At 64.8% G+C, this 16,737-nt stretch carries 13 protein-coding genes and 1 tRNA gene; 6 read left to right on the top strand and 8 right to left on the bottom strand.

What is annotated here, in order from left to right; translation table 11 throughout:
* Positions 1-23 precede the first annotated feature (23 nt).
* Both ACIGFL_RS06675 and ACIGFL_RS06670 read left to right on the top strand, forming a co-directional pair.
* Positions 24-1,301, top strand: coding sequence for a hypothetical protein (locus ACIGFL_RS06675; protein ID WP_397496549.1), 1,278 nt, complete (start codon positions 24-26; stop codon positions 1,299-1,301).
* Entirely contained in the window at positions 1,301-2,314 is a 1,014-nt protein-coding gene (locus ACIGFL_RS06670; protein ID WP_397496548.1) for a tyrosine-type recombinase/integrase, read from the top strand. The genes ACIGFL_RS06675 and ACIGFL_RS06670 overlap by 1 nt, the downstream gene beginning before the upstream one ends.
* Here ACIGFL_RS06670 and ACIGFL_RS06665 read toward each other — a convergent pair.
* From ACIGFL_RS06665 to dapA, 5 genes are all read right to left on the bottom strand, one after another.
* Positions 2,295-2,636 (bottom strand): HNH endonuclease, encoded by a 342-nt coding sequence (locus ACIGFL_RS06665; RefSeq protein ID WP_397496547.1) that lies wholly within the window; start codon positions 2,634-2,636, stop codon positions 2,295-2,297. The genes ACIGFL_RS06670 and ACIGFL_RS06665 overlap by 20 nt on opposite strands.
* 244 nt (positions 2,637-2,880) lie before the next feature.
* Positions 2,881-2,970 (bottom strand) — tRNA-Ser (locus ACIGFL_RS06660).
* A 128-nt stretch (positions 2,971-3,098) separates the two neighbouring features.
* Entirely contained in the window at positions 3,099-3,968 is an 870-nt protein-coding gene (locus tag ACIGFL_RS06655; RefSeq protein ID WP_122107364.1) for a phosphoribosylaminoimidazolesuccinocarboxamide synthase, read from the bottom strand.
* An 87-nt stretch (positions 3,969-4,055) separates the two neighbouring features.
* The gene (bamC, locus tag ACIGFL_RS06650) at positions 4,056-5,174 is read right to left on the bottom strand and encodes an outer membrane protein assembly factor BamC (protein ID WP_397496546.1); all 1,119 of its coding nucleotides are present in this window, start codon (positions 5,172-5,174) and stop codon (positions 4,056-4,058) included.
* A 16-nt stretch (positions 5,175-5,190) separates the two neighbouring features.
* Positions 5,191-6,069, bottom strand: a complete 879-nt coding sequence (gene dapA / locus ACIGFL_RS06645; protein WP_021444964.1) for a 4-hydroxy-tetrahydrodipicolinate synthase — start codon at positions 6,067-6,069, stop codon at positions 5,191-5,193.
* Between the two features lie 204 nt (positions 6,070-6,273).
* Here dapA and ACIGFL_RS06640 point away from each other — a divergent pair, with 204 nt between their 5' ends.
* Entirely contained in the window at positions 6,274-6,831 is a 558-nt protein-coding gene (locus tag ACIGFL_RS06640; protein ID WP_021444963.1) for a glycine cleavage system protein R, read from the top strand.
* 22 nt (positions 6,832-6,853) lie between these two features.
* Positions 6,854-7,327 (top strand): peroxiredoxin, encoded by a 474-nt coding sequence (locus tag ACIGFL_RS06635; RefSeq protein WP_122107366.1) that lies wholly within the window; start codon positions 6,854-6,856, stop codon positions 7,325-7,327.
* 64 nt (positions 7,328-7,391) lie between these two features.
* On the opposite strand, the gene ACIGFL_RS06630 is transcribed toward ACIGFL_RS06635, so the two are convergent.
* A complete protein-coding gene (locus ACIGFL_RS06630) occupies positions 7,392-8,456 on the bottom strand; it encodes an AI-2E family transporter (protein WP_122107367.1) in 1,065 nt (354 codons plus the stop codon).
* A gap of 258 nt (positions 8,457-8,714) precedes the next feature.
* Positions 8,715-8,954, bottom strand: coding sequence for a sulfurtransferase TusA family protein (locus ACIGFL_RS06625; protein WP_021444960.1), 240 nt, complete (start codon positions 8,952-8,954; stop codon positions 8,715-8,717).
* A 107-nt stretch (positions 8,955-9,061) separates the two neighbouring features.
* On the opposite strand from ACIGFL_RS06625, the gene ACIGFL_RS06620 reads away from it, so the two are divergent.
* Positions 9,062-10,495: a M48 family metalloprotease gene (locus ACIGFL_RS06620; protein WP_021444959.1), complete on the top strand. Its 1,434-nt coding sequence runs from the start codon at positions 9,062-9,064 to the stop codon at positions 10,493-10,495.
* 223 nt (positions 10,496-10,718) lie between these two features.
* Here the strand turns inward: ACIGFL_RS06620 and ACIGFL_RS06615 are convergent, their stop codons facing one another.
* Entirely contained in the window at positions 10,719-15,560 is a 4,842-nt protein-coding gene (locus tag ACIGFL_RS06615) for an NAD-glutamate dehydrogenase (RefSeq protein WP_122107369.1), read from the bottom strand.
* Between the two features lie 167 nt (positions 15,561-15,727).
* Between ACIGFL_RS06615 and ACIGFL_RS06610 the strand changes: the two genes are divergently transcribed.
* On the top strand, positions 15,728-16,687 hold the full coding sequence (locus tag ACIGFL_RS06610; protein ID WP_122107370.1) for a MoxR family ATPase: 960 nt from the start codon (positions 15,728-15,730) through the stop codon (positions 16,685-16,687).
* Positions 16,688-16,737: the final 50 nt, after the last annotated feature.

Genomic DNA, 16,737 nt, shown 5'->3' with positions numbered 1-16,737 from the left:
ATGCCCAGTAAGGAAAGTCAGGAATGAAGATCAAAGACTTTGCTCGTCTCGACCTGAATGGGGAACACAGCACCCTTGGCCGGATTTTCGTTGATCCGGGTACGGCTCAGATTTTCGACCTATCGAAAGTCCGCCTGCTGCACTGCGGCGTCGATACCGTCCGCCAGCTTTACCGGGGATTGATCCGCCCGGAAGTCATGGGCTTGTTTGAGAAACCCGGCACCCTGGTCGATTTCGCCGGCCAGCGCTGGCACGCCGGTCGCGTCGGCAAGGACTCCGGCTACCAGTACAAGCTGCAGAATGCTGACCTCGGCTTCATCCTGCTCATCAAGAACTTCAACGCCAAGCTCGAAAACATCGGCCCGCACCTGAAAATCGAAGTCTCGCCCCACGCCATCGACGCTCTCTCGCCCGAACGGCTGCAAGAGCGCCTGGACTACTACGCCAGCCACGTCCTGACCCATGTTGAACGCAACCAGTGCGCCGTCCACCTCGCGCTAGACCTGCAAGGCTGGACGCCCCCGGCCGACCTCAATGCACGCATGCACTGCCGCGCACGTGCGGCCCGCGACATTTCCGGCATCAAGGAAATCCAGTGGACGCTGGAGTCCGCCACCTACGGCAAGGGCCAATCCTTCCTGTTTGGCTCGGCCGGTAGCGTCCAGCTCGGCATCTACAACAAGACCCTCCAGGCCCGCTCGGCTGACAAGCTGGACTACTGGGAAGGCGTGTGGCGTCGTCGCGATAGCTTCGACGAAGGCGACCCGGACAACTACAACCCCAAGCAAGACGTATGGCGCGTCGAACTGCGCTACCACCACTCGGTAATCCAGCAATTCGCCAGCGGCTCCTTCGACCTGCAAAGCGGCCAAGTCATCGACACCAACAGCTACGCGACCTTCGCCCCTCACCTCGACGGTCTGTGGCGCTATGGCCTGCGCCAATTCAAGCTGCTGGCCCGCCCCGGCTATTTCGAGCCGATCTGGACGCTGATCCGCGACGACGTGCGCGTCGATCTGCCGGTCGATTCGCTGGTCGATGAGACCGAGTACAAGCGCAGCTACAAGACCTCGCGGGGCTTCTCCGGCAAGAACGTGGAATTGTTCCTGGGAAACTTCGTTAGCCTGCTGGCACGGGAGCGAGTGGGCGCTAGAAAGGCTTTCTACCGGCTCAAGGACTGGGAATGCTGGCCGGTGATCCGCGACCACTATGCCGCCAAGGGCATGGACGAAGACGGCCTATATAAGCACATCAAAGGCATCCTGGAAGAACGGCATGTGCGCTGGGGGCGTGCCGTCTGATGGCTATCGAGCAACTGCCGGACGGCCGCTGGAAGGTCGATGTAGAACCCATCAAGGGCAAGCGCTTTCGCAAGACCTTCAAGACCAAGGGTGAAGCCCAGCGATTTGAAGCCACCTGCCGCGCCAAGGTCATCAATACCCCGGACTGGTCACCGCGCCCCAAGGATCGCCGTAGGCTCTCCCAGCTGATCGACCGCTGGGCCATCCTGCACGCTCACACCCTGAGCGACGGAGATGCACGCCGCCGGCTGCTCGATGCGTTGGCCAAAGACTTGGGCGACCCCATTGCCACCAAGATGAACGGCAAGGAATACGCCGAGTACCGAACCCAGGCACTGAAAGCCGGTGCTAATCCCAAGACCCTGAACAACCGACTCGGCTACCTGCGCTCGGTATTCAACGTCCTGCATCAGCTGGGGGAAATCGACTACCCCAACCCGCTGGCCCGTGTGCGCCTGCTCCGCCTACAGGAAAAGGAACTGGCCTACCTGACCGACGACCAGATAGAGACGCTATTCGCCACCATCCACAGCTATTGCCGGACACCTCACGTCGCCATGGTGGCCGCCATCTGCTTGGCCACGGGTGCCCGCTGGGGAGAGGCGCAAGCACTGACGCCGGACAGGGTGCGTAATCAGCTGGTGACGTTCGTGAATACCAAGGGCAAGCGGGTGCGCTCAATCCCCATCGCCCTGGAGCTGGAGCAGCAGATACACCGTCACTTCAAACAACACGGCCTGTTCAGCAACTGCCTGAACAGCTTCGACAAGGCACTGACTGAATCCCGCCTGCCCCTTCCTGCCGGCCAGTCATCGCATGTACTGCGACACACCTTCGCCAGCCGATTCGTGATGAACGGCGGGAACATCCTCACCCTGCAGAAAATCCTAGGCCACACCACGTTGGCCATGACCATGCGCTATACACACCTTGCGCCCGATCACCTGCAGGACGCGGTTAGGCTTGGCCCGGTTACCGACTTCCAGGGCTTCTTCAGTGCATGGCCGGCCTAGCGCTGTGCCATCCCCCCTTCTTCACCCTTCTCTTAACGTGCTGCTGGTACTGAGCCGGAGCCATCGGATTCTTTCGCTGGTGCCTGAGCTGGTTACAACGAATGCAGGCGGCTGCGATGTTCGAGCGAGCATCCCGTCCCCCATCCTGGCGCGCCTGAAGGTGTTCAGCTGTGCATTGGAAGTGGCGCGCCTGCTTAACGGTAATGCCGTGCTGCTTGGCAAAGGTGTCGGCTGAATCCAGCCACATGCGGAAGCCGCAGTAACAGCACTTGCCGTTCTGCTGGGTGAAGGCGGTCTTGCGGTGCTTCTGAATAGAGGTCATGGCCAACGGCTCTCCTAATGAACTAGAAGGAGTCCGTGGCTCAAATAGCTGAGCTAGACGGTACTGGTGGCAGTAGTGCTCACCAGCCAAACACGTAAGCCCTTAGGGGCTTACACTTAGCGAAGGTAGCGCTGGGCGATTCGTAAGGCAATAAGTGGTTTCGACAGGTTATCGACACTTGCCTAGCGCCAAAAAGCAAAAGCCCCCGAAACTCTAAGAATTTCAGGGGCTTAAGCTTTAGATATGGCGGGAAGATAGGGATTTGAACCCTAGGTGCCATTGCTGACACAACGGATTTCGAATCCGTCCCGTTCGACCACTCCGGCATCTTCCCAAGCGGCGCGCATGATAACAGCTGAACGCGCTTTGGCGAAGCTTATTTTGAAAATTTTTCTTGTGCTATCAGGCGCTTGTGAAAAGGCCGAGCGATGCCCGGCCTTGCGGTAGCGTTTACCTCGGGCCTCAGGCCGTGAGGCGGGTCAGGGCTTCGCGGTATTTGTCGGCGGTCTTCTGCGCCACCTCGGCCGGCACCGCCGGGGCCGGCGGTTGTTTGTTCCAGCCGGTGGATTCCAGCCAGTCGCGCACGAACTGCTTGTCGAAGCTGGGCGGGTTCTTGCCTTCGACGTAGCTGTCGGCCGGCCAGAAGCGGCTGGAATCGGGGGTCAGCACTTCGTCCATCAGGGTCAGGGTGCCGTCTTCGTCCAGGCCGAACTCGAACTTGGTGTCGGCGATGATGATGCCGCGGGTGGCGGCGTATTCGACGGCGGCGCTGTACAGGGCGATGGCGGTGTCGCGCACCTGGGCGGCCAGTTCGGCGCCGATGATGGCTTCGCACTGGGCGAAGCTGATGTTCTCGTCATGGTCGCCGACGGCAGCCTTGGTCGAGGGGGTGAAGATCGGTTGCGGCAGCTTGGCCGCTTCCTTCAGGCCGGCCGGCAGGGCGATGCCGCAGACGGTGCCGCTGTTCTGGTACTCCTTCCAGCCGGAGCCGACGATATAGCCGCGTACGATGGCTTCCACGGCCACCGGTTTGAGGCGTTTGGCGACCACCGCGCGGCCTTCCACCAGCGGCAGTTCAGCGGCCGGCACCACGTCTTCGACCTTGTCGCCGGTGAAGTGGTTGGGCACCAGGCCGGCCAGCTTGTCGAACCAGAAGTTGGAGATGGCGGTGAGGATCTTGCCCTTCTCCGGGATAGGTTCGGCGAGGATCACGTCGAAGGCCGACAGACGATCGGTGGCCACCATCAGCATGCGCTTGTCGTCGATTTCGTAGAGGTCGCGGACCTTGCCCGAGTAGATCTTCTTCAGGCTCAGGGTGGTGGGTGTGCTCATGTCGGCATTTCCGTTTCTGGCAAACAAAACAGGCGAAACCTTTGCGGGTTTCGCCTATCGGTTATCGGCAGGTGGCGCGAGCGCCGATCAGCCGAGGTTGTCCTGGATCAGGCTCAGCACGCGGCGCGAGACATCGGCCGGGGCAATGGTGTTGAGGTCTTTTTCCACGGTGACCTGGACGCCGTCGCCAACCGGCGTCAGGCGCACCTGGTAGCGCTCGGCGCGGGCTTCGAGTTCTTCCTTGCTCGGCTCGCTGCCGAACATGCGGCCGAAGAAGCCGGGCTTCTCCTCGTTGACCTGAGCCCCTTCGGCCAGGTTGATGTAGTACAGGCCGAGGCTGCGGTTGAGGTCGTCGACGCGCACGTCGGCCAGCTCCAGCGAACGGCCGACGCCCGACCAGGCGCGGTCGAAGTCGGCGCCGAGGTTGAGCACCGGGTTGCCGTTGCCGTCCTCGCTCAGGCTGACGCGGCTGGGCGCATCGAAGTCGCGGGCGGCGAGCAGCGACACCGAACCGCCCTGCTCCACGCTGCGCGCCATGCTCACCAGCATCTCGTCGAGCAGCGCGGCTTCCAGGCTGGCGTTGCCGCTGCGCGCGGCGAAGGCGACGTCGGCAGTGCTGCCGGCCGGACGCTCGGCGCTGGTGACGAAGACTTCGCTGGTGTTGCGCTGCACGCCCGGCTCGATACGCACCCGCACGCGAGTCTCGGCATCCGCGGCGACACCGGAGACGCGGCTGCTCAGGCGCCGCGCCATGCTCGCGGAGAGTTCGTCGAAACGCTGCCAGGCGGTGGTGAATTCGCCGGTCTGCGGGCGTTCGTCGGCGATACGGAAACCGTTGTCCTCGAAGAACTGACGGGCCAGCGGCCAGACTTCGGCCGGCACGCGCTGGGCCACGACCCAGCGCGACTCGCCGCTGCGCTGCAGGCTGAACTCGCGTTCGTCGGCACGCACCTGCAGGCTCTGCGGGCGCGGCACCTCGAACTTGCCGCTGGCCTCGGAGCTGGCCACCTGCGCCGGCACCGGCAGCAGCGGATCGAGACGCTTGGCCTGGACATCGGCCGGCAGCTGCATCGGCGCGGTCTGCCGCGCCTCCAGGTAATCGCTGCCGCGGTCGCGGAAGTAGCCTTCTTCACCCCAGAGCCAACCACAGCCGCTGGTACTGGAGACGATCAGAGCAAGGGCGGACAATCCGGCCAGTCGCTTCATGCGTAAAATTCCTCGATTAAACCAATACGCCGCACTGGCGCATGGCCTGGCGCAGCGGTTCGTGACAGCGCGGGCTGAGCCAGGTCAGCGGCAGACGAATACCGTCGCCCATCATGCCCATTTCGTGCAGCGCCCATTTCACCGGTATCGGGTTGGATTCGATGAACAGCGCCTTGTGCAGGGGCATCAGGCGGTCGTTGATGGCGCGGGCGATGGCCGCCTCGCCGCGCATGGCGGCGGCGCACAGCTCGCTCATCGCGCGCGGGGCGACGTTGGCGGTGACCGAGATGTTGCCCTTGCCGCCCAGCAGCATGAGTTCCACCGCGGTGGCGTCGTCGCCGGAATAGACGAGGAAGTCCTTGCTCACCCGATCCAGCACGTCCTGGGCGCGCTGCAGGTCGCCGGTGGCTTCCTTGATGCCGATGATGTTGTCGATCTTCGACAGGCGCTCGACGGTCTCCGGCAGCATGTCGCAAACGGTGCGGCCCGGCACGTTGTAGAGGATCTGCGGGATGGCCACGGCTTCGGCGATGTGGCGAAAATGCAGGTACAGGCCTTCCTGGGTCGGCTTGTTGTAGTAGGGGGTGACCAGCAGGCAGGCGTCGGCGCCGACGTCCTTGGCCGCGCGGGTCAGCTCCACCGACTCGCGGGTGGAGTTGCCGCCGGTACCGGCGATCACCGGAATGCGCCCGGCGACCTGGTCGACCACGCGCTTGATCACCTCGATGTGCTCGGGCACTTCCAGCGTGGCGGATTCACCGGTGGTGCCGACCGCGACGATGGCATTGGTGCCCTCTTGCAGGTGGAAATCCACCAATTTGCTCAGGGCCTCCCAGTCCAGACCACCCTGCGCATCCATGGGCGTGACCAGTGCCACCATACTGCCCGCAATCATGCAACCGCTCCTGCCGGAAAAATTGAGCCGTAATGGTACTGGCGCCACCAGTCCTGCACAAGCAACGGACAAGGCCGTGCACGGCCGTCTCGCCGCACGCGGGAAGCGCTTGCCGGCATTCCCCTGGGCGGTGCTTTTCGCTAACCTGCTGCCTTTGGTCGACGGCTGTCGCTCGCCGACCGTTCATCGCTTTAGGAAGGCTGCATGTCCACCCCCCTCGTTCGCGAACAATTTCTCCTCATCAGCGCCCTCGGCCCCGACGCCATGGCGCTGACCAACCTGCTGTGCCGCACCTGCCACGAGAACCGTTGCGCGGTGGTCAGCACGCGCCTGAGCCGCCACGGCGAGTTCAGTGCCCTGGTGCTGCAGGTCTCCGGCAGCTGGGACGCGCTGGCGCGCCTGGAGTCGAGTCTGCCGCTGCTGGCGAAGAAAAACGCCTTCTCGGTCAACCTGATCCGCAGTGCCGCCGCCGAGGCGCGCCCGCAGGCCCTGCCCTACGTCGCCTACGTCAGCTCGGTATACCGCCCGGACATCCTCAACGAGCTGTGCCAGTTCTTCATCGACCACCGCGTCGAGCTGGAAAGTCTGACCTGCGACACCTACCAGGCACCGCAGACCGGCGGCACCATGCTCAATGCCACCCTGACCGTGACCCTGCCGGCCGGCACCCAGATCAGCTGGCTGCGCGACCAGTTCCTCGACTTCGCCGACGCCCTCAACCTGGACGCGCTGATCGAACCCTGGCGCCCGCAGAATCCCTGACAGCCAACCTCAAGGAGCTCCCATGACCGTCGCCATCGACCAAGCCGTCGCCGACTTCCAGGCCGAGGCCACCAGCGGCAAGCAGGTGAAACTGTCCGACCTCAAGGGGCAGCAGGTCGTGCTGTATTTCTACCCCAAGGACGCGACCCCGGGCTGCACCACCGAGGGCCTGGACTTCCGCGCTCGCTTCGCCCAGTTCCAGGCGGCCAATACGCAGATCTTCGGCGTGTCGATGGACAGCCTGAAGAAGCACGAAAGCTTCAAGTGCAAGCAGGAGTTCCCCTTCGAACTGATCAGCGACCCGGATCACCAGCTGTGCGAGCAGTTCGGCGTCTACCAGCTGAAGAAGAACTACGGCAAGGAATACATGGGCATCGTGCGCAGCACCTTCCTCATCGACAAAGATGGCGTGTTGCGCCAGGAGTGGCGCAGCGTCAAGGTCGCCGGGCATGTCGACGAGGTGCTGGCGGCAGCCGAGGCCCTGCACAAGGCCTGACCCTCACCGCTATCGAAAAAGGCCGCAATTGCGGCCTTTTTTCCGTCCGTGCTCTATTTGTCTCTCACTCGGCAGACACCGGCTCAATCCGCGGCCAGGCGTTGAGCACCGCCTTGAACAGGGTCGCCAGCGGGATGGCGAAGAACACCCCCCAGAAGCCCCACAGGCCGCCGAACAGCAGCACCGCGCAGATGATCGCCACCGGGTGCAGGTTGACCGCCTCGGAGAACAGCAGCGGCACCAGCACGTTGCCGTCCAGCGCCTGGATGATGCCGTAGACCACCATCAGGTAGAGGAACTGGTCGCTCCAGCCCCACTGGAACAGGCCGATCAGCGCCACCGGCACCGTCACCACCACCGCGCCGATATAGGGCACCACCACCGACAGGCCGACCAGCAGCGCCAGCAGCGCGGCGTAGTTGAGGCCCAGGTAGGCGAAGGCGATATAGGTGACCACGCCGCAGATGATGATCTCGATGAACTTGCCGCGGATGTAGTTGGCGATCTGCTGGTTCATCTCCTGCGCCACCTGGGTGATCAGCGCGCGCTCGCGCGGCAGGTAGCCACGGAACCACTGGCCGATCTGTTCGCGATCCTTGAGGAAGAAGAACACCAGGATCGGCACCAGCACCAGGTAGATCATGATGCTGACCAGCATCGGCAGGCTGGACAGGGAGAACGACAGTGCCCACTGACCGAACTTGCCGGCCTCGCCGCGCATGCTGTCGATCAGTTGGACGATCTGCGCGTCGGTGATCAGGTTCGGGTAGCGTTCCGGCAGCAGCAGGAACACCGACTGCCACTCCGCGGCCATCCGCGGCAGCTCGTTGAACAGGGTGCTCAGCTGCTGCCAGAGCAGCGGCATCAGCACCAGCAGAAACACCGTCAGGCCGCCCAGGAACAGGGCGAACACCAGCCACACCGCGAGCACCTGCGGCACCTTCAGGCGCTCCAGGCCGTTGACCAGGCCCTGCATCAGGAAGGCCAGCACCAGGCCAGTCAATACCGGCGCGAGCATGCCGCCGAGGGTCAGCACCACGGCGAAGCCGAGCACCAACAGCACCGCCAGCACCACCGCTTGCTCGTCGGAGAAGTAGCGGTGCAGCCAATCGCGTAAAACCTTGACCATCAGAATTCCTTAACCCGGGACAATACCGGCTCACTCATACGCCAGACGCATGAAAAATGACGTGCACGGCCGGCAAACGGCGACAGCGCATATGTTTCAAGCCGCTACAGCGGTTGCAGAACCTGTTCACGATCTCGCGAGCTAGAGCCATGCAAGGCAAAAACAGGCGAGGACGCGGAGTTTACGAGCTGTAAATGAGCAGTCCGAGCCTGTTTTTAACGCAGCAGGGCCGACGCGCAGCAGATCATGAACAGGTTCTCAAGCCTTGCGCAGCCAGTAGCGATACACCCCGCCCTCCACCTCTTCGTGCAGCAGGGCATGCCCGGCCAGGCTGGCGAAGGCGCGGAAATCGCGCTGCGAGCCGGCGTCGGTGGCACTGACCTTGAGCACCGCGCCGCTGGCCAGGCGATTGAGCTCAAGCTTGGCCTTGAGCAAGGGCAGCGGGCAGTTCAGCCCGCAGGCATCCAGTTCGGCATCGAAGGCCGGTACGTCTGTCATCGTCTACTCCGTAAAGGCGGCTAGGATACCCAAGGCTGAAGAACCCTGGCCAGCGCCGCAGCTGGCCGGCTACAGTAACGCCTTTGCCGCCTGAGAGCCTTGAGTGCATGACTTTTCTGCGCCCTACCCTGTTGACGCTCGCCTGCCTGTTCGCCGGCCAGATCGGAGCCAGTGACCTGCCGTCGCTGGGCGACGCCAGTTCCTCGATCGTCTCGCCGCAGCAGGAACACCAGCTCGGCCGCGCCTGGCTGGGCCTGCTGCGCGGCCAGGTGGCCCAGCTGGACGACCCGCAGCTCAAGGACTTCGTCGAGACCAGCGTCTATCGCCTGTCGGAAACCAGCCAGCTGCAGGATCGCCGCCTGGAGTTCGTGCTGCTCAACAGCCCACAGCTGAACGCCTTCGCCGCGCCCGGCGGGATCATCGGGGTCAACGGCGGCCTGTTCCTCTATGCGCAGACCGAAGCCGAATACGCCTCGGTGATGGCGCACGAACTGGCGCACCTGTCGCAACGCCACTTCGCCCGCGGCGTCGAGGCCCAGCAACGCATGCAGCTGCCGGTGATGGCGGCCATGCTCGCCGGCATAGTCGCGGCGGCGGCCGGTGCCGGTGATGCCGGCATGGCGGCGATCATGTCGACCCAGGCAGCGGCGATTCAGGAGCAGCGCCGCTTCTCCCGGCAGAACGAACAGGAGGCCGACCGCATCGGCCTGCTCAACCTGGAAAAGGCCGGCTACGACCCGCGCGCCATGCCGCTGATGTTCGAGCGGCTGATGCGCCAGTACCGCTACGACGCCAAGCCGCCGGAATTCCTGCTCACCCACCCGGTGTCCGAATCGCGTATCGCCGATACCCGCAACCGCGCCGAGCAGTACCCGGCCCAGGGCCGCGAAGACAGCCTGCGCTACCAGCTGATGCGCGCCCGCGTGCAGCTGACCTACGAGGAAACCCCGGGGGTAGCGGCCAAGCGTTTTCGCGCCATGCTCGACGAGAACCCCGGCCTCGACGCCGCGCGCTACGGCCTGGCATTGGCGCAGATGAAAACCGGCCAGCTCGGCGAAGCCGGACAGACCCTGGCGCCCCTGCTGAGCAAGGCGCCGGAGGATATCGTCTACAACCTGGCGCAGATCGAACTGGACATGGCCGCGAACCGCCTGGACGCCGCACAGCGGCGCCAGGAGCGCATGTTCGCGCTGTATCCCAGCAACTACCCGCTGCAGCAGGCGCATATCGACCTGTTGCTCAAGCAGCAGCGCACCCGCGAGGCCGAACGGGCGCTGGACGAGTTGCTGAAGAACCGCGCCAAGGATCCGGATGTCTGGTACCAGGTCGCCGAGGTACGCGGCCTGAGCGGCAACACCATCGGCCTGCACCAGGCCCGCGCCGAGTTCTTCGCCCTGGTCGGCGACTACAACCAGGCCATCGAGCAGCTCGACTTCGCCAAGCGCCGCGCCAGCAACAACTTCCAGCTGGCCTCGCGCCTCGACGCCCGTCAGCGCGAGCTGGCCGAGGAAAAGCGCCTGGTGGAGCAGATGCTGCGCTGATCGCACTCCCCTGCGTAGGGTGGATGACGCTTTTTCATCCACCGGGGCGGCGTGATGGTGGATCGGTGAAGCGTGATCCACCCTACGACGCTACACGTCATGTAAAGCGCCCTATCCCGGGTATCGCTGCGCTCAACCCAGGCTACGCAAAGCTCATGAATACCGCACCACCTGAATGAAAAAGCCCCGCACTGGGCGGGGCTTGTTCATTTCAGCGGATGGCTCAGGCGCTCTGCGCCAGGTCCATCAGCTCGCGGTTGGCCACCGCGTACATGGCATAGTCGGTGCCGGTGGCCGCGCGCAGCTCGGCCAGCATCAGCTTCCAACGCTCGACCAGGCGGTGATGCTGCTCCAGCCACAGCGCCACCCGCGCCTCGATTTCCTGCGGGCCGTCGGCCATCTGCAGCACCGACACGGTGATCGCGCGCTGCTGCCAGTCGAGGTCGTCGCGGAAGGCTTCGCGGGCCAGCGCCTGCCAGTTGTTTTCCACCGGCAGGCCGGTGATCTGCTGCAGGTACCAGGACAGCTCCAGCGCGCCGCCGACTGCGAAGTAGGCGGTGGCCACCTCGCTGGCGTCCTTGCCGGTGACGTCCGCCGCCTCGATGATCGGCAGCAGGGTGTACAGGTGGCTGGTGCCGGCCACAACGCGCGCCAGTTCCTCCGGCGTACCCGCCTCGACGAAGCTTTGATAGCGCGCCAGCCACTGCTCGCGCGCCGGGCCTTCGAGCAGCTCGTCCAGGCGCCCGACCAGCGCCTCGATGCGCGGCGCGAAGTGCGCCACGTCGCGCGCGGCGTCCAGCTCGTTGCGTCGGCTGCGCAGGAACCAGCGGGTGGCGCGGCGGCCCAGACGCATCAGCTCGTCCATCAGCTGCAGCTGCAGCTCGGCCGGCACCTTGTAGTCCAGCGCCTCGATCTGCGCCCACCAGTGCGGCAGGCGGAACAGGTCGCGGACGATCACATAGGCGCCGGCGACGTTGGCCGCGCTCATGCCGGTGGACTCCTTCAGGCGCTGCACGAAGGTGATGCCCATATGGTTGACCAGGTCGTTGGCGATCTGCGTGCTGACGATCTCGCGCTTGAGGCGATGGCGGCGCATGGCGTCGCCGAACTTCGCGCTGAGCACCGCCGGGAAGGCGGTCTCCATCTCGCGCGCCAGGTAGTCGTCGTCCGGCACCAGGGACTTGAGCAGCGATTCCTTGAGGTCGATCTTGCTGTAGGAGATCAGCACCGACAGCTCCGGCCGGGTCAGGCCCTGGCCGTTGGCGGCGCGCTCGTTGAGCGTTTCGTCGCTGGGCAGGAACTCCAGCGCCCGGTCCAGCTTGCCGGCGCCCTCCAGGGCGTTCATCAGGCGCTTGTACTCGCCGACCCGCTCACGGGCGCGGCGCTCGGCCAGCGACAGCGCCTGGGTCTGCTTGTAGTTGTTGCCCAACACCAGCTCGGAGACGTCGTCGGTCATCTCCACCAGCAGCTTGTTGCGCTGCTTCTCGGTCATATCGCCGGCGGAGACGATTTCGCCGAGCAGGATCTTGATATTGACCTCGTGGTCGGAGCAGTCCACACCGCCGGCGTTGTCGATAAAGTCGGTGTTGCTCGCTCCTCCATTGAGACCGTATTCCACGCGCCCCAACTGAGTCATGCCCAGGTTGCCGCCCTCGCCCACCACCTTGGCGCGCAGCTCGCAGCCGTCCACGCGCAGGGCGTCGTTGGCCTTGTCGCCGACGTCGGCGTGGCTTTCCTTGCTGGATTTCACGTAGGTGCCGATGCCGCCGTTCCACAGCAGGTCGACCGGCGCCTTGAGCAGCGCATTGAGCAGCTCGGTCGGCGCCAGCTTGTCGGCGGCGATGTCGAAGCGCGCCTTCATCTGCGGGCTGATGGCGATGCTCTTGGCGCTGCGCAGGAAGATGCCGCCGCCCTCGGAGATCAGCCCCGCGTCGTAGTCGGCCCAGCTCGAGCGCGGCAGATCGAACAGGCGCTTGCGCTCGGCGAAGCTCTTGGCCGCGTCCGGATTGGGGTCGATGAAGATGTGCAGGTGGTTGAAGGCCGCCACCAGCTGCAGCTTGTCCGACAGCAGCATGCCGTTGCCGAACACGTCGCCGGCCATGTCGCCGATGCCGATCACCGTGACGCTGTCCTTCTGCACGTCGATGCCGCGCTCGCGGAAGTGGCGCTGCACGCTGACCCAGCCGCCCTTGGCGGTGATGCCCATGCCCTTGTGGTCGTAACCGGCCGAGCCGCCGGAGGCGAAGGCGTCGCCCAGCCAGAAACCATATTCCGCCGCAATCCCGTTGGCGATGTCGGAGAAGGTCGCGGTGCCCTTGTCGGCCGCCACCACCAGGTAGGGGTCGTCGGCGTCGTGGCGCACCACGCTCACCGGCGGTACCACGGCGCCGTCCTTGAGGTTGTCGGTGATGTCGAGCAGGCCGCTGATGAAGATGCGGTAGCAGGCGATGCCCTCGGCCAGTACCTCGTCGCGGCTACCGCCGACCGGCATCTTGCGCGGCACGAAGCCGCCCTTGGCGCCCATCGGCACGATCACCGCGTTCTTCACCTGCTGCGCCTTGACCAGGCCGAGCACTTCGGTGCGGAAGTCCTCCTCGCGGTCCGACCAGCGCAGGCCGCCGCGGGCGACGTCACCGAAGCGCAGGTGCACGCCCTCGACGCGCGGGCTGTAGACGAAGATCTCGAACTTTGGCGTCGGCCGCGGAATCTCCGGAATCGCTCGCGGGTTGAGCTTGAAGCTGAAATAGCTCTTCGCCGCGCCGCTGGCGTCGGCCTGGTAGAAGTTGGTGCGCAGGGTGGCCTTGATCAGGTCCAGGTAGCGCCGCAGGATGCGGTCTTCGTTGAGCACCGCGACGTTGTCCAGGGCGGCGAGGATGGCCTGCTCGAGTTTCTGCTGCTTGTCTTCCAGGTCCTCGGCGGCGAGCTTGCGCGCCAGGTAGAAGCGGGTGCGGAACAGGCGCACCAGCTCCTTGGCGATATCGGCGTGGTTGACCAGGGTGGCGGCAATGTAGCTCAGGTCGAAGCCCAGGCGGATCTGCTTGAGGTAGCGCGCGTAGGCGCGCAGCAGGGCGACGTCGCGCCAGGGCATGGCGGCGGTCAGCACCAGGCGGTTGAAGGCGTCGTTCTCGGCATCACCGCCGACGATATGGATAAAGGCGTCCTGCAGGGTGTCGTTGAGCTGCTGGATGTCGACGTTGAGGCCTTCGGCGTAGGTGAAGGCGAAGTCGTGGATCCAGAACTCGCGGCCGTCGACGCGGCGCAGCTTGTAGGGGAACTCGCCGAGCACGCGCAGGCCGAGGTTCTCCAGGATCGGCAAGACGTCCGACAGCGGCAGCGGCGTGTCGGCGTGGTACAGCTTGCAGTGCAGCTGCTGGTCGCCCTGCGCCAGCGGCTGGTAGAAGCTCATCACCAGCGGTTTGTCGTTGCTCAGGCTGAGCAGGTGCTGCATGTCGACCACCGCCGAGTGCGGGGCGAAACGCTCGCGGTAGCCGGCCGGGAAGCCGCCGGGGAACTCGGCCAGGACGTTGGTGCCCTGGGCCTCGCCGAGACTTTCCACCATCAGGCTGACGTAGTCGTCCTTCCACGAGCGGCAGGCCTGGATGACTTCCTTCTCCAGACGCACGGGGTCGATCTGGGTCTTGTTCTTCGGGTCGACGCGCAGGATGAACTGCACCCGCGCCAGCACCGACTCGGAGAAGAAGGTCCAGAACTCGCAATCGGTGGCCTGCAGGCGCTCCATCAGCACCTGCTGGATCTTCATCCGGGTTTCGGTGGAGTAGACGTCGCGCGGCACGTAGGCCAGGCAGTAGCAGAAGCGGCCGTAGGGGTCGCGGCGCAGGAACACGCGAATCTTGTTGCGCTCCTGGATCTGCACGATGGCCAGGGCGGTGGCGAACAGGTCGTCCACCGGGGTCTGGAACAGGTCGTCGCGCGGCAGCACTTCCAGCACCTGGGCCAGTTCCTTGCCCAGGTGGGCGCTGCTGTCGAAGCCGGAGCGCTGCTTGATCACGTCCACCTTGCGGCGGATGTAGGGGATGTTCCACACGCTCTCGGCGTACACCGCCGAGGTGTACAGGCCCATGAAGCGGCATTCCTTGACCACGTTGCCCTTGGCGTCCAGCTCGCGGATCGAGACGAAGTCCGGGTAGGCCGGCCGGTGCACGCGGCTGGGCACGGCGGCCTTGGCGAACGACAGCAGCTGCGGCTCGCGCAGGTAGGCCACCGCTTCCGGCTCGATGTGCAGTTCCTCGGCCTTGAGCCCGCTGCGCAGGCGCTTGGAGAGGCCGAGCAGGGATTTCTCGTCGTAGACCAGGGTGCCGCCGTCGGCGCTCGGCGTCACGGTGAACTCCTCGTAGCCGAGGAAGGTGAAGTGGTTGTCCAGCAGCCAGCCGAGGAACACCTTGACCTCGTCCAGCTCGGCCTTGTCCACCTTGAGCTTGGCGCGGTCGAGCCAGGCCAGCAGCTCGCGGGCCTTGGCCTTCATCGGCTGGAAGTCGGCGACGCTCATGCGCACGTCGCCGAACACCTCGTGTATGGCCTTTTCCAGGGTCTTCAACTCGCCGGCGCTGGCGCAGCGGTCGATCTCCAGGAACATCAGCGCTTCCTGCAGCACGCCCTCGCCCTGGCTGCCCTTGGGCAGGATCTCCAGCAGCTCGCCGTTCTTGTCGCGGCGCACGCTGAACACGCTGTTCTGCAGGGTATGGATGCTGTAGCCGCGACGGTTCAGTTCCATGCGCACCGAGTCGACCAGGAACGGGATATCGCCATGCAGGATCTCCACCGCGGTGTGGGTCGACTGCCAGCCGTGCTTCTCGTAGTCGGGGTTGAACGCGCGTACCTGCGGTTTGCCGTGATCGAAACGCTCCAGCATGCGCCAGGCCGACAGGGTGCAGCCGACCAGGTCGGACAGGCGCCGCTGGGTCAGCTCCTCGAGGGCGATGATGCCGAAGAATTGTTCGGCGAACAGCGCCACTTGTGGCAGCGCCTGCTCGCTCACGTGCTGCGCCAGCGCCGCTTGCAGTTGATGCTGGAAGTCGGCTTTGCTGGCCGCCGTAAAGAACGCCATGGTTGTGCTCCATTTTCGACTGGGGGCGTGAAGAGGTGGGGGTGACCGTCGCCACAAGGTTATGGATCAACGTTAGTCTAGGTGACCGCGATTGCATTAAAGTGGCGGTCCCAGAACCCCGGCGAAGTCTTCGACTCGCCGGTCACTCTCGCCGGATGAGCTTAACGATGGAACACCGTGAGGCGCTTGTCGCGCTGCGACATTTTCTTTCAACCCAGATCCTCGGCCAGGAAAAACTCATCGAACGGCTGCTGATCGCCCTGCTCGCCGACGGCCACCTGCTGGTCGAGGGCGCCCCCGGGCTGGCCAAGACCAAGGCGATCAAGGAACTGGCCGAAGGTATCGAAGGCGAGTTCCACCGCATCCAGTTCACCCCCGACCTGCTGCCGGCGGATATCACCGGCACCGAGATCTACCGCCCGGAGACCGGCAGCTTCGTGTTCCAGCAGGGGCCGATCTTCCACAACCTGGTGCTGGCCGACGAGATCAACCGCGCCCCGGCCAAGGTGCAGTCGGCGCTGCTCGAGGCCATGGCCGAGCGCCAGGTCTCGGTGGGCCGCTCGACCTACGACCTGTCGCCGCTGTTTCTGGTGATGGCGACGCAGAACCCCATCGAGCAGGAAGGCACCTACCCACTGCCCGAAGCTCAGCTCGACCGCTTTTTGATGCACGTGAAGATCGGTTTTCCCGACGCTGCGGTGGAGCGCAAGATCCTCGCCCAGGCACGCGGCGAGGCGCTGCACGGCGAGACCAAGCCGGAGCACCGGCTCAGCCAGCAGGCGGTGTTCGCCGCACGCAAGGAAATCCTCGGCCTGTACATGGCCGACGCGGTGGAGGAATACCTGGTGCAGCTGGTGATGGCCAGCCGCACCCCGGCCAAGTTCGACCCCGAACTGGCCGAGTGGATCGCCTACGGCGCCAGCCCGCGCGGCTCCATCGCCCTGGATCGCTGCGCACGCGCCCACGCCTGGCTGGCCGGGCGCGACTTCGTCAGCCCCGAGGACATCCAGGCGATGCTGTTCGACGTGCTGCGCCACCGCATCATCCTGTCGTTCGAGGCCGAGGCCTCGGGCATCGACCAGGACCGGGTGATCCAGCGCATCCTCGACGTGGTGGCGGTGGCCTGAATGCGCACCCCTGGCCGCACTGCCGCAACCCGGATGCAATCCGGGAACGC

The sequence above is a fragment of the Pseudomonas sp. NPDC077649 genome (genome assembly GCF_044542855.1).
In the GTDB taxonomy this organism is placed as follows: domain Bacteria; phylum Pseudomonadota; class Gammaproteobacteria; order Pseudomonadales; family Pseudomonadaceae; genus Aquipseudomonas.
The sequence above is the reverse complement of the archived record's forward strand: the minus strand, read 5'-3'. Positions and strand labels throughout refer to the sequence as shown.